This is a genomic window from Cellulosimicrobium cellulans, assembly GCF_016907755.1.
Lineage (GTDB): Bacteria > Actinomycetota > Actinomycetes > Actinomycetales > Cellulomonadaceae > Cellulosimicrobium > Cellulosimicrobium cellulans_D.
Window position 1 is genome coordinate 1,642,695 of record NZ_JAFBCN010000001.1, and the last position, 26,651, is coordinate 1,669,345.

Below are 26,651 nucleotides of genomic sequence, written 5' to 3' on the forward strand. Positions count from 1 at the left end.
ACCCGCACCACGCACGACGGCGCGGCACCCTGCGAGGGTGCCGCGCCGTCGTCGTCTCAGGAGAGCGGCCGGGTCAGCAGGTGCCGAGGTCCTTCCAGACGCCCCACTGCCCGCTCTGCGTCGGGTTCTCGTTGGTCGTCCACCACTTCGCCTCGTAGGTGTGGCCCTGGAGGGAGACGCGGTTGCCGCCGGTGTACACGGCCGACGCTGACCACGCCGGGGCGGTGCAGGTGCCCGGGTCGGTGGGGTCCGTGGGGTCGGTCGGGTCCGTGGGGTCGGTCGGGTCGGTCGGCGTGGTCGGGCCGCTGGCGAGACGCCCGCCGATGACCGAGGCGACCTGGTAGTTGTTCGTCTTGTCCCAGTTGATCGACCACGTCATGACGCCGCCGATCTTGCCGTACGGCGTCGCGGGCTTGAACGACCCGCAGCCGGTGCCGACCTCGAGGCAGTCGACGGCCTTCACGACGTTGGCGAGCGGCTGGTAGCCGCCGCCGGCGGCCTTCTGGACGGCGGGCACGCCGATGCCGACCTGGTCGGGGCGCAGGCCCATCTCGAGCTGGATGCAGGACAGCGCGGTGAGGAAGTCGACCGTGCCCTGCGAGTAGACCTGCTGGTTGCAGCCCATCATCGAGCCCGAGTTGTAGTACTGGGTGTTGACGATCGTGAGGATGTCCTTGATCGCCAGGGTGAGCTGGTAGTACCCCATGCTCGTCGCCTGGTAGTCGATCGTCTGCGGCGCCATCGTGAGGACGAGGTTCGGGCCGACCTTCGCGGAGAGCTGGTGCAGCGCGCTCGACATGTACGTCGCGTTGATGCCGTGCTCGAGGTCGATGTCGACGCCGTCGAAGCCGTACTCCTGCATGAGCCCGTACGCGGTGTCGGCGAAGTTCTTGGCCTCCGTCGCGTTGGAGACGATGACGTTGCCCTTCTCGCCGCCGACGGAGAGCACGACCTTGCGGCCCTGCGACCGGATCGTCGCGATGTCGGCCTTGAACTGCGCCTCCGTGTAGCCGCCCAGCTCCGCGCTGGAGAGGTTGAACGTGATGCCGCCCGGCGTGCCGGTCAGGTTGTCGGCGAAGGCGATCGCGACGAGGTTGTACGCCTGCGGGATCTCCGACAGGCGCATCGTCACCGAGCCGTTGTCGAAGTTGTGCCAGTAGCCGGTGAGCCACTGGGTGCTGCCCGCGGACGCGGCGGCGGGTGCGGCGACGGCCGGCGCGGGCGCCGCGGTCGCGGGCGCGGCAGCGAGGGCGCCGCCCGCGGCGACGGTCGCTGCGGCGACGACGGTGGCGAGGGCGCGCAGCGCGCGCCCGGTGCGGCCGCGCGTGCGGCCGGAGAGGACTGTTCTCACGGAAGTGCTCCTCGTGCTCGGGCGGGCCGCGACGTCGCGGCCCGCCGGTCCGCACCCGCGGTGGGTGCAGGGGTCGTCCTGCACGCTAGGAGCCCGTGCCGTGCCGTGGCATGAGGGATTCCCCGGCAGTTCCGGGGCCTCCCATACGGGGTACCACCTAGACGGCACTCCGGGCCGACGGCGATCCTGAGCAGGGTGGGCGACGTCGCCCAGACCGGTGGGCGACGGATGTATCAGACGGGCGACCCGTCCCTCTTGTCCCGGTGGAGGAGTGTCGGCCCGACGCTCCGACCCGCGTGTCGAAGGAGCAAGATGGGACGCAGCCGCACGAGCCAGGAGGGGTGTGACCAGTGACGATGGTTGTCGACCCCACCGGCCCGGCCCTAGAATCAGGCGCTTCCGGGGACCCCCCGCTGATGCCTGACCGGACGAGCGCGCCGAGGACGGTGCCCCCCATGACGAGAACGACCGACGAGGTGGCCGACACCGACGAACCGGGCCTGAGCCTGGGGGACCGGGGTGCGTTCGCGCTCCTCGAGTACCGGGACGGTCGCCCCCACGCCCTCGGCGAGTTCGTCCGCGAGGCGACGCCCCTGCTCTGGCACACGGTGCGGGCGCAGGGCGTCGAGCGCGAGCAGGCCGACGACATCGTCCAGACGGTGTGGGTCGCGCTCGTGCGGAACGCGATGACGATCAAGGAACCGCACGCCGTCCTGAAGTGGCTGCTCATCACGGCCAAGCGCGCCGCATGGGAGGCCGTGCGCAAGCACCGCGACGAGGCCAAGCGCCGCACCGAGCTCCCCGACGACACCGACGAGGGCGTGCCGGAGCTCCCCTCGGGAGACCCGACGCCGGACGTCGAGGTGCTCCGCAACGAGCGCGACCGCACGCTGTGGGCCGCGCTGGACCAGCTGCCGGACCGCTGCCGGCGGCTCCTGCGGCTCGTGTCGCTCGCCGACCGACCCGACTACAAGGCCATCTCGGCCGCGATCGGCATGCCTGTCGGGAGCATCGGCTCCACGCGTGGCCGCTGCCTCGCCAAGCTGCGCGACATCATCGACGACCAGGGGGAATCGTGGGAAGCATCATGAGCACCGAGCCGACGCACAGCCCCGACGAGCCGCTCGACGCCGTCGACCTCGCGCTGCTCGCGGAGCTGGCGCGCATCGCCGAGGAGATCGACCCCGTGCCCGACGGCCTCGTGGAGCGGTCGCTGTTCGCGATCACCCTCGCCGGCCTCGAGGCCGAGGTCATGGAGCTGGAGTACGTCCAGGTCCCCGAGATGTCCGTGCGGGGCGACGCGCCGCCCGTCGAGGCGCGCACCATCACCTTCACGTCCGAGTCCGTCACGGTCATGATCTCCCTCTCGGCGACCGACGACGGGCACATCCGCATCGACGGCTGGGCCGCCCCGGCGACGGCGCTGCGCGTCGAGCTGCACCGGCCTGGCTCCGTGAGCGAGACCACGAGCGACGACGACGGCCGCTTCGTCTTCGACGCCGTCGACCGCGGCCCCGCGAGCCTCGTCGTGCGCCGTGCCGACGGCGCCGGCGGCGCCGTGAGCACCCCGGTCGTCGAGCTGTAGCCGCCGTCGTGCCGCGGGCAGACCTTGCCCGCGGCACGACGACGTCCACGCCCATCCCTCTCCGCGCACCCGTGCGCCGCCCTCCGGGACCGTGACACGGTCGTCACGCGGCCCACGCACTCCCTCGACCCAGAGTTTGGAGCCCACCTGTGAGCCAGTCCTCCACCGACCTTCCTGCTCCCGGCGGCGACGCCTATGCCGGACGTGCGATGCGATTCCTCGACCCGATCGACGTGCGCCCGCGGCGCGGACGCCCACCGCTCAACCCCACCTGGTACGTCGCCGACAGGCTGATCGTGCAGGGGCCGCCGCCCCGCGCGCTGCGCGAGCGCATCTCCGGGCGTACCGACGTCGACGCTCTCGTCGCGTTCGCCGAGGGCGGCAGCGGAGGGATGCAGCCCATCGAGCAGGCGGCGCGAGGACGAGGGTGGTCGGTAGCCCTCGACACGGCCGGTGACCGCGCCCCGCTCTCGGTCGCACGCGCACTGGGCGACGTGGTGGGGGAAGGACCGGAGCACGCCGACGACGACGAGTACGGGTTCGCGCTGCGTCTGGTCCCGGACGACCACGACGAGGTTCCCGACGCGTGGAAGCTCGTGGAGGAGCTCTCCGGACTCCTCGACCCGGGCGATCCAGAAGGCCCGACGATCACGCTCGACCACGTCATGACGGCTACGCCCTACTCGACACCGTTGCCCTACTCGACGCCCTTGCCGTACTCGACGCCGTTGCCGTACTCGACGCCGTTGCCGTACTCGACACCGTTGCCGTACTCGACGCCCTTGCCGTACTCGACGCCACTCCCCGTCCGGGGGCTCGCGGAGTATGGTCAGGCGGGCACCGGGGGCCGTTCACCCGTTCGCCGGCTCGGCGGGGCCCCGCCCCGGAAGCCGGCGGGCGACTCTCCGCTCGTCGACGAGACGGGTCGTCGTCGCCCGGTCGTCGCAGTGCTCGACACCGGCGTCGGTTCGCACCCGTGGTTCGGCGAGTACTTCCCGGAGGACCCGACCCGAGGCGACGGCAACGGTGTGGTCCTGCGCTCCGCGACGCTCGACGGTCACCCGATCGGTACCTTCCCGATCGCCCGGCGGCCGGCTGACGACGCGGAGTACGGGGGCGCGTCGTCGGCGCCGCTGACCGGACCGCTGGACCCGATCGCCGGCCACGGCACCTTCATCGCTGGCGTGGTCCACCAGATCGCGCCGGAGGCGGCGATCCTGCCGGTGCGGATCTTCGGCGGTTCAGGCACGGTGCCCGAGTGGGACGTGCTCCAGTCGCTGCGTCGGCTCCTGCGGTTCCACCTGCGGGGCCTGCGGGAGGTCGACGGCTACTTCCCGATCGACGTCGCCGTCCTCTCGATGGGCTACTACCACGAGGAGCCCGAGGACCTGGCCTACGACGTCCCTCTCCGTTCACTCCTCCGCGCGCTGCGCCAGGCGGGTGTGGTGGTGGTCGTCGCAGCGGGGAACGACGGCTCGACGCGTCCGATGTACCCGGCAGCCTTCGCGCCGCAGGTCTCGGGGACTGCGAGCACCGTCGTCGTGGAGGACGAGCAGCTGTCGCACGACTACGTTCCGATCCTCACCGTCGGTGCGCGCAACCCGGACGGCTCCACGGCGCTCTTCACCAACGAGGGCGCATGGGTGACCACCCTTCGGCCGGGCGCGGCGATCGTCAGCACGTTCCCGACGACGCTCAACGGCCCGACGACCCCGTCGCTCCAGCTCCCCGACGGTCGGTTCGGGGGTGTGCGCGCGACGATCGACCCCGAGAGCTTCGAGGGAGGCTTCGGCACGTGGAGCGGGACGTCGTTCGCGGCCCCGGTGCTGGCTGCCGAGATCGGCGCGGTCCTGGAGACCGGGTTGCTGCCCGGTGGGAGCGGTACCCTCGGTGACCGGGTGGCAGACCGTGTCGACGCGGCGTGGAAGGCCGTCACGGCGACGGTGGGGATCGAGCGACCGGGAACGCGCGACTAGGGCTCAGTCGTCCGTCCCGACGGGACGGAGGTGTGCCGTGGGTGTCTCCACGCTGGAGGAGGCGTCCGCCCGGCTCGACCGCGCGCTCGGACTGAATGCCCGAGGGCGCCACGACGCGGCGCGGCGCGACTTCGATGCTGTGCTCGGGTGGTGTGCAGGGGCAGGAGGAACAGGGGCCTCGCGCACCAGGGAGGTCGCGCACCTTGTCGTCCGGGCCAGGATCGGGCTGGCGGTGTGCCACCTGGAGTCGCGTGGCGACGTCGAGCACGCGCTCGACCTGCTGTCTGACGCGGCCTCGGTGGTCGAGCACGACGGTGCCCTTCGTGCCGTCGTGCTCGGCCAGCGCGGCCTCGTGCTGCACCGGACGGGCTCGCTCGGCGAAGCTCTGCGGGCGATGGACGAGGCGGTCGGTCTCGTTCCGCCGGAGGACGAACGAGACCGAGCTGTCCTCCACATGAACCGAGGGAGCCTGCACTCGGACCTCGGCCGCCTGACCTCGGCCGCCGCCGACTTCGCGGACTGCCTCGCCCTGGCGCGCCGGATCGAGAACGAGATGTACGCGTCCATGGCGGCGCACAACCTCGGGTGGGTCATGTATCTGCAGGGCGACCTCCCGGCGGCCCTGCGTGCGATGGACGAGGCCGCAGAGCAGGCGCCGGACCGGCACGCCGCCGTCGGCCTGATCGACCGCGCGCAGGTGCTGCTCGACGCCGGGCTGCTGACCGAGGCCGACGACGCGCTGCGCGAGGCGCGCGAGCACCTCTCGCGCTACCGCATGCTGCGCGACCTCGCCGAGGTCGAGCTGGTGCGGTCGCGCGTCGTGCTCGGCCTGCGCCGCTACACCGACGCCCGCCGACTGGCCCGGTCGGCGTCGCGCCGGTTCGATCGGCTGGGGAACACCCCGTGGATGCTGCGCGCCCGCGTCGCCGAGCTGCAGGCGGCGCTCACGGAGCACCGGTCGGACGGCGTGACGCCGACGACGGCGCGGCGGCACGCCGCCTGGGCGCTCGACCTCGCGCGCGAGGGCGACACGCTCGGCGGCGTCGCCGGCCTCGGCGTGACGATCCCGGCCCAGCTCCTCGCTGCCGAGTGGCTCGTGACCGCAGGGGACGTGCCCGCCGCGCAGGACGTCCTCGCGCAGGTTCCCGGGCGGCTCGACCGTGCCCCGCTGCCCGTGCGGCTGCAGCACGAGGCCGTGCTCGCCCAGCTCGCGTTCGCGGCTGGTGACCGTCGCGGCGGCGTGCGGGCCGTGCGGCGCGGCCAGTCGGCCCTCGCCGAGCACCGTGCGCGGCTCGGCTCCGTGGACGCGGTGACGGCATCAGCCGTGCACGGGGTCCGGCTCGGCAACGTGGACGTGGCGGCGGCGCTGCGGACGCGGCGTCCTGGGACGATCTTCGACGCGGTCGAGCGGGGTCGCGCGGCGTTCGCGGGCACCGGCCGCGTGCGCCCTCCGTCGGACCCGGTCCTCGCGGACCTCCTCGCCGCGGCGCGCCGCGAGGTCGAGGCCGCCCGCGCGCTCGGCGCCCCCTCGGACCCCTCGCACCTCGCCCGGCGTCAGGACCACCTGCGGGCTGCCCGCCGGCTGCAGGACGACGCGCGGCGGCGCGCGTGGCAGCACGGGGGAGGGGCGGCGACCCCGGTCGCCGCGACGGAGCGCCGCCTTCGTTCTGCGCTCGCCGCGGCGGGCACCGACGCCGTGGTCGCGGACCTCGTGCTCGACGGTGACGACGTGCTCGCGGTCCGCGTCTCCGCGTCCGGGACGCGGCTCGTCCGGCTCGGGGCGCGCGTGACGGTCGCCGAGCAGGTCCGCCGGGCCCGAGCGGACCTCGCCGTGCTGTCGAACGTGCTCATCCCCGTCCCGATGCGGGAGGCGGCGGTCGCGTCGCTCACGCGCACGCTGACCGCGCTCGACGACGCCCTCGTGCTGCCCCTGGAGGCCGACGGCGACCTGCACGTCGCGGCGCGCGACCTCCTGCTCGCGCTCCCGTGGGCGTCGCTGCCCTCACGGCGTGGTCGGCGCACATGGGCCAACTCGTGGGTGGACCTGCGCCCCGGCGAACCCGTCCGGCGGGGGGACGAGGCGTTCGTCGTCGCCGGCCCGGGACTGCGGTTCTCGGGCGCGGAGGCCAAGCTCGTCGCGTCGGTCTGGGAGGGGGCCGAGGCCCTCGCGGGCGAGGACGCCACGTGCGAGGCGGTGGTCGAGGGGCTCCGGACCGCCGGCGTGGTCCATCTCGCGGCGCACGGGACGCACGAGACCGACAACCCGCTCTTCTCCTCGCTGCGTCTGGCGGACGGCCCGCTGTTCGCGCACGAGCTCGACGGGACCGACCTGCACGGCGTGGTCGTGGTCCTGTCGGCGTGCGAGGTCGGACTCTCGACGCCGCGCATCGGCGGCGAGTCGCTCGGCCTGACGAGCGTCCTCCTGCGGCTCGGCGCGCGCGCCGTGATCGCGAGCGTCGCCCCGCTGCGCGACGACGTCGCCGCACGCGTCATGCCGTCGCTCCACGCGGAGCTGCGCGACGGCGCCATGCCCGGGACGGCGCTCGCCCGTGCGGTCGCCGACGAGCCCGAGCCCGTCCCGCTGGTCTGCTTCGGTCCCCTGGTGCTCTGACCGCGCGGCGGGAGGGGCCGACGTGGGCGAGCGCGGTTTGGCGCACGCGCCGCCGTCCCGTACGATGAGCGTGTACCCAAGACCGCCGGTCGTCCGACGCTGCCCGCAGACTCCGTCTGCAGGACGTGACGGATCGAAGTCCCACCACGAGGTGGAGGCCAGCGCAGGTAGCGAATCGACGACGTCCGCCCGGCCCCGCCGTGCGTGCGACCACGAGCCCCGCGCCTGCGCGGGGCTCTTTCTCGTTCCGGGACGGACGCCGGTGGTACCACCACCGGAAGGATTGCCATGGCGAGGCCGGACAAGGCAGCCGCAGTCGCCGAGATCTCGGAGAAGCTCCGCGACTCGAACGCTGCCGTGCTGACCGAGTACCGCGGGCTCACCGTCGCGCAGCTCAAGCAGCTGCGTCGGTCGCTCAGCGGCAACGCAACCTACGCCGTGGTGAAGAACACGCTGACCGCTATCGCGGCCAAGGAGGCCGGTGTCGAGGGACTCGACGCCGACCTGCAGGGCCCGTCGGCAATCGCCTTCGTCACCGGGGACCCGGTCGAGGCTGCCAAGGGTCTGCGTGACTTCGCCAAGGCGAACCCCGCGCTGGTCATCAAGGGCGGTGTCCTCGACGGGCGCCCCCTGACCGCCGCGGAGGTCACGAAGCTCGCGGACCTCGAGTCCCGCGAGGTCCTGCTGGCCAAGGCGGCCGGCGCGATGAAGGCCAAGCTCTTCCAGGCTGCCTACGTCTTCACCGCGAACACCGCCCAGGCCGCCCGCGTCATCGATGCCCTGCGTCAGAAGCAGGAATCGGAGGGCGCTGCCGCCTGATCCCGTGCCCGGGGCGCGCCCCGGACTCGTGATCCACGCAGCGCAAGCACACACCCCGCTTCTGGCAGGCCCGCACCGGGCCGCTGCCGAGCACCGACCGAAAGGAACGCCATCATGGCGAAGCTCAGCACCGACGAGCTCATTGCGCAGTTCAAGGACCTCACCCTCATCGAGCTCAACGAGTTCGTGAAGGCCTTCGAGGAGACCTTCGAGGTCACCGCGGCCGCCCCCGTCGCCGCTGCTGCCCCGGCTGCCGCCGGTGGCGGTGCCGCCGCCGAGGAGGCCGAGGAGAAGACGGAGTTCGACGTCATCCTCGAGGCTGCCGGCGACAAGAAGATCCAGGTCATCAAGGAGGTGCGCGCCCTCACGTCCCTCGGTCTCAAGGAGGCCAAGGACCTCGTCGACGGCGCCCCCAAGCCCGTCCTGGAGGCTGTCGCGAAGGACGCCGCGGACAAGGCGAAGGCTGCCCTCGAGGGCGCCGGCGCCACGGTCACCGTCAAGTGATCTCGCCGGTCCCGTCCTGACGGGACCGGTCAGCACGCCGCACGAGGCCCGCACCCCGCTCGGGGTGCGGGCCTCGTCGTCGTTCTCGCCGCACGGCCGCGCGGCGCGTGGAGGAGCGCGGGCGCGGGACGTCGTCGGGCACCCGGGCGGGCGCACCGGCTTCACGGAACGGCCACGAGTGTGCCACCATGTGCGGGTCGACGACGCAGGACAGCGAGGTCGACGGCAGCAGGTTCGCGACCCGCGGGACGGGTCGGTGGCGGGCGACGGGGCCCGCACGAGTACCGGTGGGGCGCCCAGGCGTCCGGTACCGGGCGGGGTCGCACGCCCCGGGGTTGTGTTGCGATGCGTTGTGGGCTATGCTCACGCTTTGCGCTGTCCTGTGCCCCCGATCTCAAATACCCCCGACCCCCTCGTCGACGTACGTGCGCGTCCGCGAGGTGTCGTGGCGGCGGTGATCGTGTCCAGCCCGGCGGTGCAGCGTTCTTTCGATCTGCAGGGAAGGACCCCTCTTGGCTGCCTCGCGCACCCCTTCTGCTCCGACCGCCGACGCCATCGCGAACCGCACCGCATCGCGTCGCCTCTCCTTCGCCAAGATCTACGAGCCCCTCGAGGTCCCCGACCTGCTGGGCCTCCAGACCGAGAGCTTCGACTGGCTCCTCGGCAACGAGGCGTGGCAGGCGCGTGTCGCCGCCGCCGCCGCGGCCGGCCGCCAGGACGTGCCCTCGACGTCGGGTCTCGAGGAGATCTTCGAGGAGATCTCCCCGATCGAGGACTTCGGCTCCTCGATGTCGCTGTCGTTCTCCAACCACCGTTTCGAGCCGCCCAAGTACACGGCCGACGAGTGCAAGGAGAAGGACTTCACGTACGCCGCGCCGCTCTTCGTCACCGCGGAGTTCGTCAACTACAACACCGGTGAGATCAAGAGCCAGACGGTCTTCATGGGCGACTTCCCGCTCATGACCGAGCGCGGCACCTTCATCATCAACGGCACCGAGCGCGTCGTCGTCTCCCAGCTCGTCCGCTCGCCCGGCGTCTACTTCGAGCGCACGGCCGACAAGACGAGCGACAAGGACATCTTCTCCGCGAAGATCATCCCCTCGCGTGGCGCCTGGCTCGAGTTCGAGATCGACAAGCGCGACGCCGTCGGCGTGCGCGTCGACCGCAAGCGCAAGCAGTCCGTCACGGTGCTGCTCAAGGCGCTCGGCCTCACCGAGTCGGAGATCCGCGAGCAGTTCGCCGACTTCCCGTCGGTGCTGGACACGCTCGAGAAGGACCACGTCCACACCCAGGACGAGGCCCTCGTCGACCTGTACCGCAAGATCCGCCCGGGCGAGCCGCCGACGGTCGAGGCCGGCCGCGCGCTGCTCGAGAACTTCTACTTCAACCCGAAGCGCTACGACATGGCGAAGGTCGGCCGCTACAAGGCGAACAAGAAGCTCGGCATCGACGCGCCGCTCACGGACTCGACGCTCTCCGTCTCGGACGTCGTCGCGACGATCAAGTACCTCGCGGCCCTGCACGCCGACCACGCCAGCATCCCGGGCACCCGGAACGGCGAGGCCGTCGAGGTGCGCGTCGAGACCGACGACATCGACCACTTCGGCAACCGTCGCATCCGCGCCGTCGGCGAGCTCATCCAGAACCAGGTCCGCACGGGCCTGTCCCGGATGGAGCGCGTCGTGCGCGAGCGCATGACGACGCAGGACGTCGAGGCGATCACGCCGCAGACGCTCATCAACATCCGCCCGGTCGTGGCGTCCATCCGCGAGTTCTTCGGCACGTCGCAGCTCTCGCAGTTCATGGACCAGAACAACCCGCTCGCGGGCCTGACGCACAAGCGTCGCCTCTCCGCGCTCGGCCCGGGTGGTCTGTCGCGCGACCGCGCCGGCATGGAGGTCCGTGACGTCCACCCGTCGCACTACGGCCGCATGTGCCCGATCGAGACCCCTGAGGGCCCGAACATCGGCCTGATCGGCTCGCTCGCGTCGTACGGCCGGATCAACCCGTTCGGCTTCATCGAGACGCCCTACCGCAAGGTGACGGCGGGCAAGGTGACCGACGAGGTCGTCTACCTCACGGCCGACGACGAGGACCGCCACGTCATCGCGCAGGCGAACCAGGTGCTCAACGTCGACGGCTCCTTCGCGGACGAGCGCGTGCTCGTGCGCACCAAGGGCGGCGAGGTCGAGATCGTCCCCGGGGCCCAGGTCGACTACATGGACGTCTCGCCGCGCCAGATGGTGTCGGTCGCGACCGCGCTCATCCCGTTCCTCGAGCACGACGACGCCAACCGCGCCCTCATGGGCGCCAACATGCAGCGCCAGGCCGTGCCGCTGGTCCGTTCCGAGGCCCCGCTCGTCGGGACCGGCATGGAGTGGCGCGCGGCGGTCGACGCGGGCGACGTCGTCGTCGCGTCGAAGCCCGGTGTCGTCACCGAGGTCTCGGCCGACCTCGTGCTCGTCGCGAACGACGACGGCACGACCGGCAGCTACCGCATCGCGAAGTTCCGCCGCTCCAACCAGGGCACGAGCTACAACCAGCGCGTGCTCGTCGACGAGGGCCAGCGCATCGAGCCCGGCTCCGTCCTCGCGGACGGCCCGGCGACGGACGAGGGCGAGCTCGCGCTCGGCCGCAACCTGCTCGTGGCGTTCATGTCGTGGGAGGGCCACAACTACGAGGACGCGATCATCCTCAGCCAGCGTCTCGTGCAGGACGACGTGCTCTCCTCGATCCACATCGAGGAGCACGAGGTCGACGCGCGCGACACCAAGCTCGGCCCCGAGGAGATCACGCGGGACATCCCGAACGTCTCCGAGGACGTCCTCGCGGACCTCGACGAGCGCGGCATCATCCGCATCGGCGCCGAGGTCGGCGCGGGCGACGTCCTGGTCGGCAAGGTCACCCCGAAGGGCGAGACCGAGCTGACGCCGGAGGAGCGCCTGCTGCGCGCGATCTTCGGCGAGAAGGCGCGCGAGGTGCGCGACACGTCCCTCAAGGTGCCCCACGGCGAGTCCGGCACGGTCATCGGCGTGCGCGAGTTCAACCGCGAGGACGGCGACGAGCTGCCCGCGGGCGTGAACCAGCTCGTGCGCGTCTACATCGCGCAGCGCCGCAAGATCACGGACGGCGACAAGCTCGCCGGCCGCCACGGCAACAAGGGCGTCATCTCCAAGATCCTGCCCGTCGAGGACATGCCGTTCCTCGCGGACGGGACGCCGGTCGACGTCGTCCTCAACCCGCTGGGCGTGCCCGGTCGTATGAACGTCGGCCAGGTCCTCGAGACGCACCTCGGGTGGGTCGCGAAGCAGGGCTGGGACATCTCGCTCGCCGAGGGCAAGGACCTCTCCTGGAAGGAGAACGTCCCCGAGATCGCGGCGTCGTCCGTGCCCGGCCGCCCCGTCGCCACCCCGGTGTTCGACGGCCTCCACGAGGACGCGCTGACCGGTCTGCTCTCGTCGACGATCCCCAACCGCGACGGCGTGCGGACGGTCGGCGGCGACGGCAAGGCCCGCCTGTTCGACGGCCGCTCCGGCGAGCCGTTCCCCGAGCCGGTGGCCGTGGGCTACATGTACATCCTCAAGCTCCACCACCTGGTCGACGACAAGATCCACGCGCGCTCGACCGGTCCGTACTCGATGATCACGCAGCAGCCGCTGGGTGGTAAGGCGCAGTTCGGTGGTCAGCGCTTCGGCGAGATGGAGGTGTGGGCCCTCGAGGCGTACGGCGCGGCCTACACGCTGCAGGAGCTCCTCACCATCAAGTCCGACGACGTCCCCGGCCGCGTCAAGGTGTACGAGGCCATCGTCAAGGGCGAGAACATCCCCGACTCGGGCATCCCGGAGTCCTTCAAGGTCCTCCTCAAGGAGATGCAGTCGCTGTGCCTGAACGTCGAGGTGCTCTCGAGCGACGGCGTGTCCATCGAGATGCGGGAGTCGGACGACGACGTGTACCGCGCAGCAGAAGAGCTCGGCATCGACCTGTCGCGCCGCCCCAACGCGGCGTCCAGCATCGACGAGATCTGATCTCGGGCAGGCGGGAGCGGGTCACCCCGCTCCCGCCGACGACCCCGCACCAACCGTCTTTATGGCGTCGGCACCGGCCCCGTCCGGTCCCGGCAGACGAAGGAAGTAGGACAACTTGCTCGACGTCAACGTCTTCGACGAGCTGCGCATCGGCCTGGCCACGGCCGACGACATCCGTGCGTGGTCGCACGGAGAGGTGAAGAAGCCCGAGACCATCAACTACCGCACCCTCAAGCCCGAGAAGGACGGACTCTTCTGCGAGAAGATCTTCGGCCCCACCCGGGACTGGGAGTGCTACTGCGGCAAGTACAAGCGCGTGCGCTTCAAGGGCATCATCTGCGAGCGCTGCGGCGTCGAGGTGACGCGCTCGAAGGTGCGTCGTGAGCGCATGGGCCACATCGAGCTCGCCGCGCCCGTCACGCACATCTGGTTCTTCAAGGGCGTGCCCTCGCGCCTCGGCTACCTGCTCGACCTCGCCCCGAAGGACCTGGAGAAGGTCATCTACTTCGCGGCGTACATGATCACGTCGGTCGACGACGAGGGTCGCCAGGAAGACCTCCCCAACCTCCAGAACGAGATCGACCTGGAGAAGAAGGAGATCGCGGACGCCCGCGACAACGACATCAACTCCCGCGCCCAGAAGCTCGAGGCCGACCTGGCCGAGCTCGAGGCCGAGGGTGCGAAGGCCGACGCGCGCCGCAAGGTCCGCGACTCGGCCGAGCGCGAGATGGCGCAGATCCGCAAGCGCGCGGACGCCCAGCTCGACCGCCTCGACCAGGTGTGGGACCGCTTCAAGAACCTCAAGGTCGCCGACCTCGAGGGCGACGAGATGCTCTACCGCGCCCTCCAGGACCGCTACGGCACCTACTTCGAGGGCTCGATGGGCGCCGCGGCGATCCAGAAGCGTCTCCAGGACTTCGACCTGGAGGCGGAGGCCGAGTCCCTGCGCGAGACCATCCGCTCGGGCAAGGGGCAGCGCAAGACGCGTGCCCTCAAGCGCCTCAAGGTCGTCAACGCGTTCCTCACCACGACGAACTCGCCCACGGGCATGGTGCTCGACGCCGTCCCGGTCATCCCGCCGGACCTGCGCCCGATGGTGCAGCTCGACGGTGGCCGCTTCGCGACGAGCGACCTGAACGACCTGTACCGCCGCGTGATCAACCGGAACAACCGCCTCAAGCGTCTGCTCGACCTGGGCGCCCCGGAGATCATCGTCAACAACGAGAAGCGGATGCTCCAGGAGGCCGTGGACTCGCTGTTCGACAACGGCCGCCGTGGTCGTCCGGTCACGGGCCCCGGCAACCGCCCGCTGAAGTCGATCTCGGACATGCTCAAGGGCAAGCAGGGTCGTTTCCGTCAGAACCTGCTCGGCAAGCGCGTCGACTACTCGGGCCGTTCGGTCATCGTCGTCGGCCCGCAGCTCAAGCTGCACCAGTGCGGCCTGCCCAAGCAGATGGCGCTCGAGCTGTTCAAGCCGTTCGTCATGAAGCGGCTCGTGGACCTCAACCACGCGCAGAACATCAAGAGCGCCAAGCGCATGGTCGAGCGTGCCCGCCCGGTCGTGTGGGACGTGCTCGAAGAGGTCATCACGGAGCACCCCGTGCTGCTCAACCGTGCGCCGACGCTGCACCGCCTGGGCATCCAGGCGTTCGAGCCGCAGCTCGTCGAGGGCAAGGCGATCCACCTGCACCCGCTCGTGTGCGCCGCGTTCAACGCGGACTTCGACGGTGACCAGATGGCCGTCCACCTGCCCCTGAGCGCGGAGGCGCAGGCCGAGGCCCGCATCCTCATGCTCTCGAGCAACAACATCCTCAAGCCGTCGGACGGTCGTCCGGTGACCATGCCCTCGCAGGACATGATCATCGGCCTGTACCACCTGACGAGCGACCGCAAGGGCGCCGAGGGCGAGGGCCGCGCGTTCGGCTCGGTCGCCGAGGCGATCATGGCGTTCGACCAGGGCACCCTGGACCTGAACGCCGAGGTGAAGATCCGCACGACGGACCTCGTCCCGCCGGTCTCCGGCTTCGAGGCTCCCGAGGGCTGGGACGAGGGTCAGCCGATCCTCTTCGACACCACGCTCGGTCGTGCGCTGTTCAACGAGACGCTCCCCGTCGACTACCCGTACGTGAACTCGGTCGTCGACAAGAAGCGCCTCTCGGCGATCGTCAACGAGCTCGCGGAGCGCTACCCGAAGGTCGAGGTCGCGGCGTCGCTCGACGCGCTGAAGGCCGCCGGCTTCCGCTGGGCGACCCGCTCCGGCGTCACGATCGCGATCTCCGACGTGGCGACGCCCAAGGAGAAGGCCGTCATCCTCGAGCAGCACGAGGAGCGCGCGCTCAAGGTCCAGCAGCAGTACGACCGTGGTCTCATCACGGACGACGAGCGCCGTCAGGAGCTCATCGAGATCTGGACCCAGGCGACGGACAAGGTCGCGTCGGTCATGCGCGAGAACCTCGAGGCGAACGACCGCAACACCGTGTACCGCATGGTCGGCTCAGGTGCCCGTGGTAACTGGATGCAGGTCCGTCAGATCGCCGGCATGCGCGGTCTCGTGGCGAACCCGAAGGGCGAGATCATCCCGCGCCCGATCAAGTCCAACTACCGCGAGGGCCTGTCCGTCCTCGAGTACTTCATCGCGACGCACGGCGCCCGCAAGGGTCTGGCGGACACCGCTCTGCGGACCGCCGACTCGGGCTACCTCACGCGTCGTCTCGTGGACGTGTCGCAGGACGTCATCGTCCGCGAGGAGGACTGCGGCACGGAGCGCGGCCTGACCCTGCCGATCGCGGAGGAGCTCGCGGGCAAGCTCGTGCGCCACCCGAAGGTGGAGACGAGCGTCTACTCGCGCACCCTCGCGGCCGACCTGGTCGACCCCGACGGGAACGTCGTCGGCAAGGCCGGCGACGACGCGGGCGACGTCCTCATCGACGCCGCGGTGGCCGCGGGCGTCCGCGAGGCCAAGGTCCGCTCGGTCCTCACGTGCGAGTCGCGCGTCGGGACGTGCGCCAAGTGCTACGGGCGCTCGCTCGCCACGGGCAAGCTCGTCGACATCGGCGAGGCGGTCGGCATCATCGCCGCCCAGTCGATCGGTGAGCCGGGCACCCAGCTGACGATGCGTACGTTCCACACCGGTGGTGTGGCGTCCGCGGACGACATCACGCAGGGTCTGCCCCGTGTCACGGAGCTCTTCGAGGCCCGCACCCCCAAGGGTGAGGCGCCCATCGCGGAGTTCTCGGGTCGCATCGCGATCGACGACACGGAGCGCTCGCGCCGTCTCGTGCTGACGCCGGACGACGGCTCGGAGGAGATCGCGTACCCGGTGACCAAGCGCGCCCGCCTGCTCGTGCAGGACGGCGACCAGGTCTCGGTCGGCACGCAGCTCGTCCAGGGTGCGGTGGACCCCAAGAAGGTCCTGCGCATCCTCGGCCCGCGTGCCACGCAGAAGCACCTGGTGGACGAGGTCCAGGAGGTCTACCGCTCCCAGGGCGTGGACATCCACGACAAGCACATCGAGGTCATCGTCCGGCAGATGCTCCGCCGGATCACGGTCCTCGACTCGGGTGACGCGCCGCTGCTCCCGGGCGAGCTGGCCGAGCGTGGCCGCTTCGAGGACGCCAACCGTCGTACCGTGGCGGAGGGTGGCCAGCCGGCCTCCGGCCGTCCCGAGCTGATGGGCATCACGAAGGCGTCGCTCGCGACGGACTCGTGGCTGTCGGCCGCCTCCTTCCAGGAGACGACGCGCGTGCTCACCGAGGCGTCGATGAGCGGTCGTCGCGACCCGCTCCTCGGCCTCAAGGAGAACGTCATCATCGGAAAGCTCATCCCGGCCGGTACCGGTCTGCCCCGGTACACCAAGGTCCAGGTCGAGCCGACCGAGCAGGCCAAGACGGAGCTCTACCCGAGCTTCGGCTACGACGAGATCGACTTCCCGGCGCTCGGCATGGGCTCCGGCGAGGCGATCCCGCTCGAGGACCTGGACTTCGGCGACTACCGCTGACGTTCCTCGACCGCCGGACGGGTGCCCGACGGCGTCCCGCACCTCGGGTGCGGGGCGCCGGGGGCACCCGTTCGGCGTCCTGGGGGAGCGGACCCGCCCGCCGCAGGCGGGCGGTGACCTGCTCCTTTGACTACCTGCTGGGCGGCAGGTAACCTGGTAAACCGTGCCCGCGCCGTCGGGCCCTCCGTGATGTCCCTGGCGGGGCGGTGTCAGCGAGTTATCGCTCCCACCTCCGCGCAGCGGGCTCCGGACGGGCCGATGTGAGTGCCCGGGCATTCCGGATCCCGGTCCTGACGGCACCTCGTGCTCGTGGGCAGGGACGGACCATCGAGCCGGTGGTAGGTGGCTGCTGCAGCGTGTCTCGCGCTGCGGGTGCCTCGTGCGATCGGCTCCAGCAGCCAGCACGACCACCATCGGGGATAGCCCCGGTAGCTCGAGAAGACACGGAGACGTAGTGCCTACGATCCAGCAGCTCGTCCGCAAGGGGCGGACCTCGAAGGTGGGGAAGTCGAAGACCCCCGCCCTCAAGGGCTCCCCGCAGCGGCGCGGTGTGTGCACGCGCGTGTACACCACCACCCCGAAGAAGCCGAACTCCGCGCTGCGCAAGGTCGCTCGCGTGAAGCTCTCCTCCCAGGTCGAGGTCACGGCCTACATCCCGGGCGTCGGCCACAACCTCCAGGAGCACTCCATCGTGCTCGTGCGCGGCGGTCGTGTGAAGGACCTCCCGGGTGTGCGCTACAAGATCGTGCGCGGCGCGCTCGACACGCAGGGCGTGAAGAACCGCAAGCAGGCCCGCAGCCGGTACGGCGCCAAGAAGGAGAAGAGCTGATGCCTCGCAAGGGCCCGGCCCCGAAGCGGCCGCTCATCATCGACCCCGTCTACGGGTCGCCCGTCGTCACGCAGCTCATCAACAAGGTGCTGCTCGACGGCAAGAAGTCCACCGCCGAGTCGATCGTCTACGGCGCCCTCGAGGGCGTCCGTGCGAAGACCGACGGCGACCCGGTCGTCGTCCTCAAGCGTGCGCTCGAGAACGTGCGTCCCGCGCTCGAGGTCCGCTCGCGCCGCGTCGGTGGCGCGACCTACCAGGTCCCCGTCGAGGTGCGTCCCGCGCGCTCCACGACCCTCGCGCTGCGCTGGCTCACGGACTACTCGCGCGCCCGTCGCGAGAAGACCATGACCGAGCGCCTCATGAACGAGATCCTCGACGCGAGCAACGGCCTCGGTGCCGCGGTCAAGCGTCGCGAGGACATGCACAAGATGGCGGAGTCCAACAAGGCCTTCGCCCACTACCGCTGGTAGTCCGCCCGACCGGCCTCGGGGACCTCACGGTCCCCGGGGCCGTCGGCGGGTCTCCGGCCGGCCACCCCGGTCCGAGCAGCGCCCCCGACTCAACCCACCTAGCGAGGGAAACAGACCGTGGCACTTGACGTGCTGACCGACCTGAACAAGGTCCGCAACATCGGCATCATGGCCCACATCGATGCCGGGAAGACCACGACCACCGAGCGCATCCTGTTCTACACGGGTGTGAACTACAAGATCGGTGAGACGCACGACGGCGCGTCGACGATGGACTGGATGGAGCAGGAGCAGGAGCGCGGCATCACGATCACGTCGGCCGCGACGACCTGCTACTGGAAGAACAACCAGATCAACATCATCGACACGCCCGGCCACGTCGACTTCACGGTCGAGGTCGAGCGCTCCCTGCGCGTGCTCGACGGCGCCGTCGCCGTCTTCGACGGCAAGGAGGGCGTGGAGCCGCAGTCGGAGACGGTGTGGCGCCAGGCGGACAAGTACAACGTGCCGCGCATCTGCTTCGTCAACAAGATGGACAAGCTCGGTGCGGACTTCTACTTCACCGTCGACACCATCATCAACCGCCTCAAGGCGAAGCCGCTGGTCATCCAGCTGCCGATCGGCTCCGAGAACGACTTCACCGGTGTCGTCGACCTCCTGGAGATGAAGGCTCTGGTGTGGCGCGGCGAGACGAAGCTCGGCGAGGCGTACGAGACCGAGGAGATCCCGGCCGACCTCGTCGAGAAGGCCGAGCAGTACCGCAGCGAGCTCGTCGAGGCCGTCGCGGAGGCTGACGAGGAGCTGCTCGAGAAGTACCTCGGCGGCGAGGAGCTGACGATCGCGGAGATCAAGTCCGGGATCCGCAAGCTCGTCATCGCGGGCGAGGCGTTCCCGGTCCTGTGCGGGTCCGCGTTCAAGAACAAGGGCGTCCAGCCCATGCTCGACGCGGTCATCGACTACCTGCCGTCGCCGCTCGACGTCCCCGCGATCGAGGGCCACGACGTCAAGGACGAGGAGAAGATCGTCGAGCGTCACCCCGACGCGACCGAGCCCTTCTCCGCGCTCGCGTTCAAGGTCGCGTCGCACCCGTTCTTCGGCAAGCTCACCTACGTCCGGGTCTACTCGGGCAAGGTCGCGCAGGGCGCCCAGGTGCTCAACTCGACCAAGGGCAAGAAGGAGCGCATCGGGAAGCTCTTCCAGATGCACTCCAACAAGGAGAACCCGGTCGAGGAGGCGAGCGCGGGCCACATCTACGCGTTCATCGGCCTCAAGGACACCACGACGGGTGACACGCTCAGCGCGCTCGACGCGCCCGTGATCCTCGAGTCCATGACGTTCCCCGAGCCCGTCATCGACGTCGCGATCGAGCCGAAGACGAAGGCCGACCAGGAGAAGCTCTCGACGGCGATCCAGAAGCTCGCCGAGGAGGACCCGACCTTCCGCGTCAAGCTGGACCAGGAGACCGGTCAGACCGTCATCGGCGGCATGGGCGAGCTCCACCTCGACATCCTCGTCGACCGCATGCGTCGCGAGTTCAAGGTCGAGGCGAACGTCGGCAAGCCGCAGGTCGCGTACCGCGAGACGATCCGTCGCAAGGCGGAGAAGATCGACTACACGCACAAGAAGCAGACCGGTGGCTCCGGGCAGTTCGCGAAGGTCCAGGTGACCTTCGAGCCGCTCGACACGGCCGAGGGTGAGCTCTACGAGTTCGCCAACGCCGTCACCGGTGGTCGCATCCCGCGCGAGTACATCCCGAGCGTCGACGCCGGTATCCAGTCCGCGATGGAGCTCGGCGTGCTCGCCGGCTTCCCGCTGGTCGGGGTCAAGGCGACGCTGCTCGACGGCGCCTACCACGAGGTCGACTCCTCGGAGATGGCGTTCAAGATCGCCGGCTCGATGGTCCTCAAGGAGGGCGTCAAGCGGGCGGACCCGGTTCTGCTGGAGCCGGTGATGGCGGTCGAGGTGCGTACGCCCGAGGAGTACATGGGCGACGTCATCGGCGACCTGAACTCACGTCGTGGAATGATCCAGTCCATGGAGGACGCGACGGGTGTGAAGGTCGTCCGGGCCCAAGTACCGTTGTCAGAGATGTTCGGGTACATCGGCGACCTCCGGTCCAAGACCCAGGGTCGCGCCGTGTACTCGATGCAGTTCGACAGCTACGCCGAGGTTCCTCGGAACGTTGCCGAAGAGATCATCAAGAAGACCCGGGGCGAGTGAGTCCCCACAGGTCGAAGACCCGCACAACCATCAACCTGTAGGAAAACCGCAACGCCCCGCGGATGTAGGATCTCTCGGTCGACATTCGCAACGTTCGGCACATCTACCCAAGTCCCAGGAGGACCCCAGTGGCTAAGGCCAAGTTCGAGCGGACCAAGCCGCACGTCAACGTCGGCACCATCGGTCACGTCGACCACGGTAAGACGACGCTCACGGCGGCGATCTCGAAGACGCTCGCGGACACGTACCCGGACCTGCCGGCGAACACGCAGCGCAACTTCGACGAGATCGACGCGGCTCCCGAGGAGAAGCAGCGCGGTATCACGATCAACATCGCGCACATCGAGTACGAGACGCCGAAGCGCCACTACGCGCACGTCGACGCTCCCGGTCACGCCGACTACATCAAGAACATGATCACCGGTGCCGCCCAGATGGACGGCGCGATCCTGGTGGTCGCCGCGACCGACGGCCCGATGGCCCAGACGCGCGAGCACGTCCTGCTCGCCCGCCAGGTCGGCGTGCCGTACCTGCTCGTCGCGCTGAACAAGTCCGACATGGTCGACGACGAGGAGATCCTCGAGCTCGTCGAGATGGAGGTGCGCGAGCTCCTCTCCTCGCAGGAGTTCGACGGCGACAACGCGCCGGTCGTGCGCGTGTCGGGCCTCAAGGCGCTCGAGGGCGACCCCGAGTGGACCGCGAAGATCCTCGAGCTCATGGAGGCCGTGGACGAGAGCGTGCCCGAGCCCGTCCGCGAGCTCGACAAGCCGTTCCTCATGCCCGTCGAGGACGTCTTCACGATCACCGGTCGTGGCACGGTCGTCACCGGCAAGGTGGAGCGTGGCACGCTCGACCTCAACTCGGACGTCGAGATCGTCGGCATCCGCGCGCCCCAGAAGACCACGGTCACGGGCATCGAGACGTTCCACAAGCAGATGGACCAGGCGCAGGCCGGCGACAACACCGGTCTCCTCCTGCGCGGCATCAAGCGTGAGGACGTCGAGCGCGGCCAGGTCGTCGTGAAGCCGGGCTCGATCACCCCGCACACGGACTTCGAGGCGCAGGTCTACATCCTGGGCAAGGACGAGGGTGGGCGTCACAACCCGTTCTACTCGAACTACCGTCCGCAGTTCTACTTCCGCACCACGGACGTCACCGGCGTCATCACGCTGCCCGAGGGCACCGAGATGGTCATGCCCGGCGACAACACCGAGATGACGGTCGCGCTGATCCAGCCGATCGCCATGGAGGAGGGCCTCGGCTTCGCCATCCGTGAGGGTGGCCGCACCGTGGGCTCGGGCCGCGTCACCAAGATCCTCAAGTGATCTGACGCTGCCTCCGCAGCACTCGTCGAAGGCCCGGTCCCGTCCGCGGGACCGGGCCTTCGGCCTGCGGTCTGCCGTCCCGTGCGGTGCCACCGCGGCCTCCTGCGGTCACCGTCACAGCCCCTGGCCCGGTCTCGACTTGGCCAGGCGGCCTTCGTGTGGCAGACTGTTCAGGTTGCCTGTTACGGGCGCGCTCTTTCACGTGTCGAACAGTGTGTTGAACCGGTCCTCCTGAGGAGGGCCAGGATCCCGGGACCTCGTCCCGGTCCTGCGGGTTGAGCTCTCTGTCGCCATGGATCGAGCACCCCGCGGAACACACGTTCCGACCAGGCTCGCACAAACGTTGTGGCCCGCTTCGCGGAGCCGTGCGTCAGCACGGTGCGGACGGGGGTCCACATATCCAACGGCCCTGCGCCTCTCGGCGCGTGCGCCCAGGTGCGTCGCGACTACGCGACACGCCCGAGCGCGGGGGTCGGACAGCTAGCGGTTCGAGAGAGAGAGTCAGACGACGCCATGGCGGGACAGAAGATCCGCATCCGGCTCAAGTCCTACGACCACGAGGTCATCGACAGCTCGGCGCGCAAGATCGTCGACACGGTGACGCGCGCTGGTGCAACGGTCGTGGGTCCGGTGCCGCTGCCGACGGAGAAGAACGTCTTCTGCGTCATCCGGTCGCCTCACAAGTACAAGGACAGCCGCGAGCACTTCGAGATGCGCACGCACAAGCGGCTGATCGACATCATCGATCCCACGCCGAAGGCCGTCGACTCGCTCATGCGTCTCGACCTGCCTGCCGACGTGAACATCGAGATCAAGCTCTGAGGCTGGAGGACATCATGACTATTCCCCAGCAGAACGCGCGCCCGGTCACCGCGGTGCTCGGCACGAAGCTCGGGATGACGCAGCTCTGGGACGAGGCCGGTCGCCTCGTGCCCGTGACCGTCGTCGCCGTCGGCACGAACGTCGTGACGCAGGTGCGCACGGCCGACGCCGACGGGTACGCCGCCGTGCAGCTCGCCTACGGCCAGATCGACCCGCGCAAGGTCACGAAGCCGCTCAAGGGCCACTTCGAGAAGGCCGGCGTCACGCCGCGTCGTCACGTCGCCGAGGTCCGTACCACCGACGCCGCCGAGTACGCGCTCGGCCAGGAGATCACCGCGGAGGCCTTCGAGGCCGGCGCCGTGGTCGACGTCGTGGGCACGACCAAGGGCAAGGGCACCGCCGGTGTCATGAAGCGCCACGGCTTCTCCGGCGTGGGCGCCTCGCACGGTGCGCACCGCAACCACCGCAAGCCGGGCTCGATCGGTGGGGCCTCGACCCCGTCGCGCGTGTTCAAGGGCCTGCGGATGGCCGGTCGCATGGGCAACGACCGCCAGACCACCCAGAACCTGACCGTCCACGCGGTCGACGCCGAGAAGGGTCTGCTGCTCGTCAAGGGCGCGGTTCCCGGCCCCAAGGGCGGCGTCGTCCTCGTGCGCAGCGCCGCGAAGGGAGCGTGAACACCATGTCCGCTCTGACCGTTGACGTGCTGGACCCCAAGGGCAAGAAGGCCGGCACCGCCGAGCTCCCCGCCGAGGTGTTCGACGTCGAGCTCAACGTCCCGCTGATCCACCAGGTCGTCGTCGCCCAGCGTGCTGCTGCACGCCAGGGCACCCACGACACCAAGAGCCGCGGCGAGGTCCGCGGTGGTGGTCGCAAGCCGTACAAGCAGAAGGGCACCGGCCGCGCCCGCCAGGGTTCGACCCGTGCGCCGCAGTTCGCCGGGGGTGGCGTCGTCCACGGCCCGACGCCGCGCTCGTACGACCAGCGGACGCCCAAGAAGATGAAGGCTGCCGCGCTCCGCGGTGCCCTCTCGGACCGCGCCCGCAACGGCCGTGTCCACGTCGTGACCGGCTTCGGCGTCGACGGCCTGCCGTCGACCAAGACCGCCGTCGCGACGCTCGCCAAGCTCTCCGAGCGCAAGCACGTCCTCGTCGTCACCGAGCGTGGTGACGAGCTGACGGTCAAGTCGCTGCGGAACGTCGAGCAGGTCCACCTCCTGGTGGCCGACCAGCTCAACACCTACGACGTGCTCGTCTCCGACGACGTCGTCTTCACGCAGGGCGCGCTCGACGCGTTCCTGGCGGGCCCGGCCACGGGTCGCTCCGCGAAGGCCGTCGCCACCTCCACCGAGGCGGACGAGACTGCTGCCGAGGAGGCCGCGAAGTGACCACCGTGACCAAGGACCCCCGTGACGTGATCCTCGCGCCGGTCGTCTCCGAGAAGAGCTACGGCCTGCTCGACGAGGGCAAGTACACGTTCGTCGTCGACCCGCGGGCCAACAAGACCGAGATCAAGATCGCCGTCGAGCAGATCTTCTCGGTCAAGGTGGCCTCGGTGAACACGATCAACCGCAAGGGCAAGACGCGTCGCACGCGTTTCGGCCTGGGCAAGCGCAAGGACACCAAGCGTGCGATCGTCACCCTCCGCGAGGGCACGATCGACATCTTCGGCTGAGCCGACGAGAGCAGATTGAGGACAGATCCCCATGGGAATCCGTAAGTACAAGCCGACGACGCCCGGCCGCCGCGGCTCGAGCGTCGCCGACTTCGCCGAGATCACGCGCTCGCAGCCGGAGAAGTCTCTGGTCCGCCCGCTCTCGAAGAGCGGCGGCCGCAACAGCTCCGGCCGGATCACCACCCGTCACAAGGGTGGTGGCCACAAGCGTGCGTACCGCGTGATCGACTTCCGTCGCCACGACAAGGACGGCGTGCCCGCCAAGGTCGCGCACATCGAGTACGACCCCAACCGCACGGCGCGCATCGCGCTCCTGCACTACGCGGACGGCGAGAAGCGCTACATCATCGCGCCGGCCAAGCTCAAGCAGGGCGACGTCGTCGAGAACGGTGCGGGCGCCGACATCAAGCCCGGCAACAACCTGCCGCTGCGCAACATCCCGACCGGTACGGTCATCCACGCCATCGAGCTCAAGCCCGGTGGCGGCGCGAAGATCGCCCGCTCGGCGGGTGCGTCCGTGCAGCTCGTCGCGAAGGACGGGCCGTACGCGCAGCTGCGCATGCCCTCCGGCGAGATCCGCAACGTCGACCTGCGCTGCCGCGCGACGGTCGGCGAGGTGGGCAACGCCGAGCAGTCGAACATCAACTGGGGCAAGGCCGGCCGCATGCGCTGGAAGGGCAAGCGCCCGACCGTCCGTGGTGTCGCCATGAACCCGATCGACCACCCGCACGGTGGTGGTGAGGGCAAGACCTCCGGTGGTCGCCACCCGGTGAGCCCGTGGGGCCAGCCTGAGGGTCGTACCCGCCGTCCGAACAAGCCGAGCGACAAGCTGATCGTGCGTCGTCGCCGTACCGGCAAGAAGCGCTGATAGGAGCCTGGAGACATGCCTCGTAGCCTGAAGAAGGGCCCCTTCGTCGACGACCACCTTCAGAAGAAGGTGGACGCTCAGAACGAGAAGGGGACCAAGAACGTCATCAAGACCTGGTCCCGTCGGTCGGTCATCACGCCCGACTTCCTCGGTCACACGTTCGCCGTGCACGACGGTCGCAAGCACACGCCGGTGTTCGTCACCGAGTCGATGGTCGGCCACAAGCTCGGCGAGTTCGCTCCCACGCGGACCTTCCGCGGCCACGTGAAGGACGACAAGAAGGGTCGTCGCCGCTGACCCCCGGGTCAGTCTGGTGACGACCTGGACGGTCAAGAGACAAGAAGGCAGGACAGCAATGGAAGCCAAGGCGCAGGCGCGGTTCGTCCGTGTCACGCCCCAGAAGGCCCGGCGCGTCGTGGACCTCATCCGTGGCAAGCAGGCCTCCGAGGCCGTCGCGGTGCTGAAGTTCGCACCGCAGGCGGCGAGCGAGCCCGTCCGCAAGGTCGTGGAGAGCGCGATCGCCAACGCCCGGGTGAAGGCAGACCGTGCGAGCGAGGCGTTCGAGGAGCAGGAGCTCGTCGTGCGTGAGGCGTTCGTCGACGAGGGCCCGACCCTCAAGCGTTTCCGCCCGCGGGCCCAGGGCCGTGCGAACCGCATCCTCAAGCGCACCAGCCACATCACCGTGGTCGTCGCTCCGCGTGAGAACACGAAGGGAAGTGCCCGATAGTGGGACAGAAGGTTCACCCGCACGGGTACCGCCTCGGCATCACCACCGACCACCGGTCGCGCTGGTTCGCCGACAGCACCAAGCCCGGACAGCGGTACCGCGACTACGTCCGCGAGGACGTCCAGATCCGCAAGCTCATGAGCACCGGTCTCGAGCGCGCAGGCATCTCCAAGGTCGAGATCGAGCGCACCCGTGACCGTGTCCGCGTGGACATCCACACGGCACGCCCGGGCATCGTCATCGGTCGCCGTGGCGCCGAGGCGGACCGCATCCGCGGCGAGCTGGAGAAGCTCACCGGCAAGCAGGTGCAGCTCAACATCCTCGAGGTGAAGAACGCCGAGACGGACGCGCAGCTCGTCGCGCAGGGCATCGCCGAGCAGCTCGCGAGCCGCGTCTCGTTCCGGCGTGCGATGCGCAAGGGCATCCAGTCGGCCCAGCGCGCCGGTGCCAAGGGCATCCGCGTGCAGGTCGCCGGCCGCCTCGGCGGCGCCGAGATGAGCCGGTCGGAGTTCTACCGCGAGGGTCGTGTGCCGCTGCACACGCTCCGTGCGTACATCGACTACGGCTTCTTCGAGGCCCGCACGACCTTCGGCCGCATCGGCGTGAAGGTCTGGATCTACAAGGGCGACGTCACCGAGAAGGAGTTCGCCGCGCAGCAGGCCACGGCCGCTCCGCGCCAGGGCCGTGGTGGCCCGCGCGGTGAGCGTGGCGGCGACCGTCGTGGTGGTGGCCGTCGTCCCGAGCGTTCGGGCGAGCGGACCTCCGGGTCCGAGGCGCCGGCCGCGGCTGAGCAGTCCGCTCCTGCCGCGGAGGCGAAGGCCCCTGAGACCGGAACGGAGGCCTGAGTC

21 protein-coding genes are annotated in these 26,651 nt (G+C 70.0%); 20 read left to right on the forward strand and 1 reads right to left on the reverse strand.

The annotated features are described in order from the left end of the window. Nucleotides 1-73: 73 nt before the first annotated feature. Nucleotides 74-1,351: a glycosyl hydrolase family 18 protein gene (locus tag JOE63_RS07035; RefSeq protein WP_204540197.1), complete on the reverse strand. Its 1,278-nt coding sequence runs from the start codon at nucleotides 1,349-1,351 to the stop codon at nucleotides 74-76. A gap of 455 nt (nucleotides 1,352-1,806) precedes the next feature. Here JOE63_RS07035 and JOE63_RS07040 point away from each other — a divergent pair, with 455 nt between their 5' ends. From JOE63_RS07040 to rpsC, 20 genes are all read left to right on the forward strand, one after another. Then, the gene (locus JOE63_RS07040; protein ID WP_047233802.1) at nucleotides 1,807-2,442 is read left to right on the forward strand and encodes an RNA polymerase sigma factor; all 636 of its coding nucleotides are present in this window, start codon (nucleotides 1,807-1,809) and stop codon (nucleotides 2,440-2,442) included. Further along, on the forward strand, nucleotides 2,439-2,936 hold the full coding sequence (locus JOE63_RS07045; RefSeq protein ID WP_087471302.1) for a carboxypeptidase regulatory-like domain-containing protein: 498 nt from the start codon (nucleotides 2,439-2,441) through the stop codon (nucleotides 2,934-2,936). Before JOE63_RS07040 ends, JOE63_RS07045 begins: the two co-directional genes overlap by 4 nt. Before the next feature lie 149 nt (nucleotides 2,937-3,085). Next, the gene (locus tag JOE63_RS07050) at nucleotides 3,086-4,912 is read left to right on the forward strand and encodes a S8 family serine peptidase (protein ID WP_204540200.1); all 1,827 of its coding nucleotides are present in this window, start codon (nucleotides 3,086-3,088) and stop codon (nucleotides 4,910-4,912) included. A 232-nt stretch (nucleotides 4,913-5,144) separates the two neighbouring features. Beyond that, a complete protein-coding gene (locus JOE63_RS07055) occupies nucleotides 5,145-7,523 on the forward strand; it encodes a CHAT domain-containing protein (protein WP_204540203.1) in 2,379 nt (792 codons plus the stop codon). A 288-nt stretch (nucleotides 7,524-7,811) separates the two neighbouring features. After that, complete coding sequence (gene rplJ / locus JOE63_RS07060) at nucleotides 7,812-8,342, forward strand: 50S ribosomal protein L10 (RefSeq protein WP_087471305.1); 531 nt, start codon at nucleotides 7,812-7,814, stop codon at nucleotides 8,340-8,342. A 114-nt stretch (nucleotides 8,343-8,456) separates the two neighbouring features. Continuing rightward, nucleotides 8,457-8,846: a 50S ribosomal protein L7/L12 gene (gene rplL / locus JOE63_RS07065; RefSeq protein WP_087471306.1), complete on the forward strand. Its 390-nt coding sequence runs from the start codon at nucleotides 8,457-8,459 to the stop codon at nucleotides 8,844-8,846. A 512-nt stretch (nucleotides 8,847-9,358) separates the two neighbouring features. After that, entirely contained in the window at nucleotides 9,359-12,871 is a 3,513-nt protein-coding gene (gene rpoB, locus JOE63_RS07070; protein ID WP_087471307.1) for a DNA-directed RNA polymerase subunit beta, read from the forward strand. Between the two features lie 115 nt (nucleotides 12,872-12,986). Continuing rightward, complete coding sequence (locus JOE63_RS07075; protein WP_204540206.1) at nucleotides 12,987-16,868, forward strand: DNA-directed RNA polymerase subunit beta'; 3,882 nt, start codon at nucleotides 12,987-12,989, stop codon at nucleotides 16,866-16,868. 454 nt (nucleotides 16,869-17,322) lie between these two features. Continuing rightward, entirely contained in the window at nucleotides 17,323-17,697 is a 375-nt protein-coding gene (rpsL, locus tag JOE63_RS07080) for a 30S ribosomal protein S12 (RefSeq protein ID WP_021479869.1), read from the forward strand. Further along, a complete protein-coding gene (gene rpsG, locus JOE63_RS07085; protein ID WP_087471309.1) occupies nucleotides 17,697-18,167 on the forward strand; it encodes a 30S ribosomal protein S7 in 471 nt (156 codons plus the stop codon). Before rpsL ends, rpsG begins: the two co-directional genes overlap by 1 nt. 117 nt (nucleotides 18,168-18,284) lie before the next feature. Continuing rightward, nucleotides 18,285-20,387 (forward strand): elongation factor G, encoded by a 2,103-nt coding sequence (gene fusA / locus JOE63_RS07090; protein WP_087471310.1) that lies wholly within the window; start codon nucleotides 18,285-18,287, stop codon nucleotides 20,385-20,387. Nucleotides 20,388-20,515: 128 nt separating this feature from the next. Next, complete coding sequence (gene tuf / locus JOE63_RS07095) at nucleotides 20,516-21,712, forward strand: elongation factor Tu (RefSeq protein WP_087471311.1); 1,197 nt, start codon at nucleotides 20,516-20,518, stop codon at nucleotides 21,710-21,712. 513 nt (nucleotides 21,713-22,225) lie between these two features. Continuing rightward, complete coding sequence (gene rpsJ, locus JOE63_RS07100; protein ID WP_012867945.1) at nucleotides 22,226-22,534, forward strand: 30S ribosomal protein S10; 309 nt, start codon at nucleotides 22,226-22,228, stop codon at nucleotides 22,532-22,534. A gap of 14 nt (nucleotides 22,535-22,548) precedes the next feature. Next, nucleotides 22,549-23,211, forward strand: a complete 663-nt coding sequence (rplC, locus tag JOE63_RS07105) for a 50S ribosomal protein L3 (RefSeq protein ID WP_087471312.1) — start codon at nucleotides 22,549-22,551, stop codon at nucleotides 23,209-23,211. A 5-nt stretch (nucleotides 23,212-23,216) separates the two neighbouring features. Continuing rightward, the gene (gene rplD / locus JOE63_RS07110; protein WP_087472814.1) at nucleotides 23,217-23,921 is read left to right on the forward strand and encodes a 50S ribosomal protein L4; all 705 of its coding nucleotides are present in this window, start codon (nucleotides 23,217-23,219) and stop codon (nucleotides 23,919-23,921) included. Beyond that, nucleotides 23,918-24,208 (forward strand): 50S ribosomal protein L23, encoded by a 291-nt coding sequence (gene rplW, locus JOE63_RS07115; protein ID WP_021479876.1) that lies wholly within the window; start codon nucleotides 23,918-23,920, stop codon nucleotides 24,206-24,208. Before rplD ends, rplW begins: the two co-directional genes overlap by 4 nt. A 31-nt stretch (nucleotides 24,209-24,239) precedes the next feature. Continuing rightward, nucleotides 24,240-25,076, forward strand: coding sequence for a 50S ribosomal protein L2 (gene rplB / locus JOE63_RS07120; protein ID WP_087471313.1), 837 nt, complete (start codon nucleotides 24,240-24,242; stop codon nucleotides 25,074-25,076). Between the two features lie 15 nt (nucleotides 25,077-25,091). Next, a complete protein-coding gene (gene rpsS / locus JOE63_RS07125; RefSeq protein ID WP_021479878.1) occupies nucleotides 25,092-25,373 on the forward strand; it encodes a 30S ribosomal protein S19 in 282 nt (93 codons plus the stop codon). Between the two features lie 58 nt (nucleotides 25,374-25,431). Then, a complete protein-coding gene (rplV, locus tag JOE63_RS07130) occupies nucleotides 25,432-25,803 on the forward strand; it encodes a 50S ribosomal protein L22 (RefSeq protein ID WP_021479879.1) in 372 nt (123 codons plus the stop codon). Next, the gene (rpsC, locus tag JOE63_RS07135; RefSeq protein WP_087471314.1) at nucleotides 25,803-26,648 is read left to right on the forward strand and encodes a 30S ribosomal protein S3; all 846 of its coding nucleotides are present in this window, start codon (nucleotides 25,803-25,805) and stop codon (nucleotides 26,646-26,648) included. The genes rplV and rpsC overlap by 1 nt, the downstream gene beginning before the upstream one ends. Nucleotides 26,649-26,651 lie beyond the last annotated feature (3 nt).

Bases quoted from the DNA above. Each gene is read 5' to 3' on its own strand.
- rplC (WP_087471312.1), top strand. From the start codon at position 22,549: ATGACTATTCCCCAGCAGAACGCGCGCCCGGTCACCGCGGTGCTCGGC.
- rplJ (WP_087471305.1), top strand. From the start codon at position 7,812: ATGGCGAGGCCGGACAAGGCAGCCGCAGTCGCCGAGATCTCGGAGAAG.
- rplD (WP_087472814.1), top strand. From the start codon at position 23,217: ATGTCCGCTCTGACCGTTGACGTGCTGGACCCCAAGGGCAAGAAGGCC.
- rplB (WP_087471313.1), top strand. From the start codon at position 24,240: ATGGGAATCCGTAAGTACAAGCCGACGACGCCCGGCCGCCGCGGCTCG.
- JOE63_RS07040 (WP_047233802.1), top strand. From the start codon at position 1,807: ATGACGAGAACGACCGACGAGGTGGCCGACACCGACGAACCGGGCCTG.
- rplV (WP_021479879.1), top strand. From the start codon at position 25,432: ATGGAAGCCAAGGCGCAGGCGCGGTTCGTCCGTGTCACGCCCCAGAAG.
- rpsG (WP_087471309.1), top strand. From the start codon at position 17,697: ATGCCTCGCAAGGGCCCGGCCCCGAAGCGGCCGCTCATCATCGACCCC.
- rplL (WP_087471306.1), top strand. From the start codon at position 8,457: ATGGCGAAGCTCAGCACCGACGAGCTCATTGCGCAGTTCAAGGACCTC.
- JOE63_RS07045 (WP_087471302.1), top strand. From the start codon at position 2,439: ATGAGCACCGAGCCGACGCACAGCCCCGACGAGCCGCTCGACGCCGTC.
- rpsJ (WP_012867945.1), top strand. From the start codon at position 22,226: ATGGCGGGACAGAAGATCCGCATCCGGCTCAAGTCCTACGACCACGAG.
- rpsS (WP_021479878.1), top strand. From the start codon at position 25,092: ATGCCTCGTAGCCTGAAGAAGGGCCCCTTCGTCGACGACCACCTTCAG.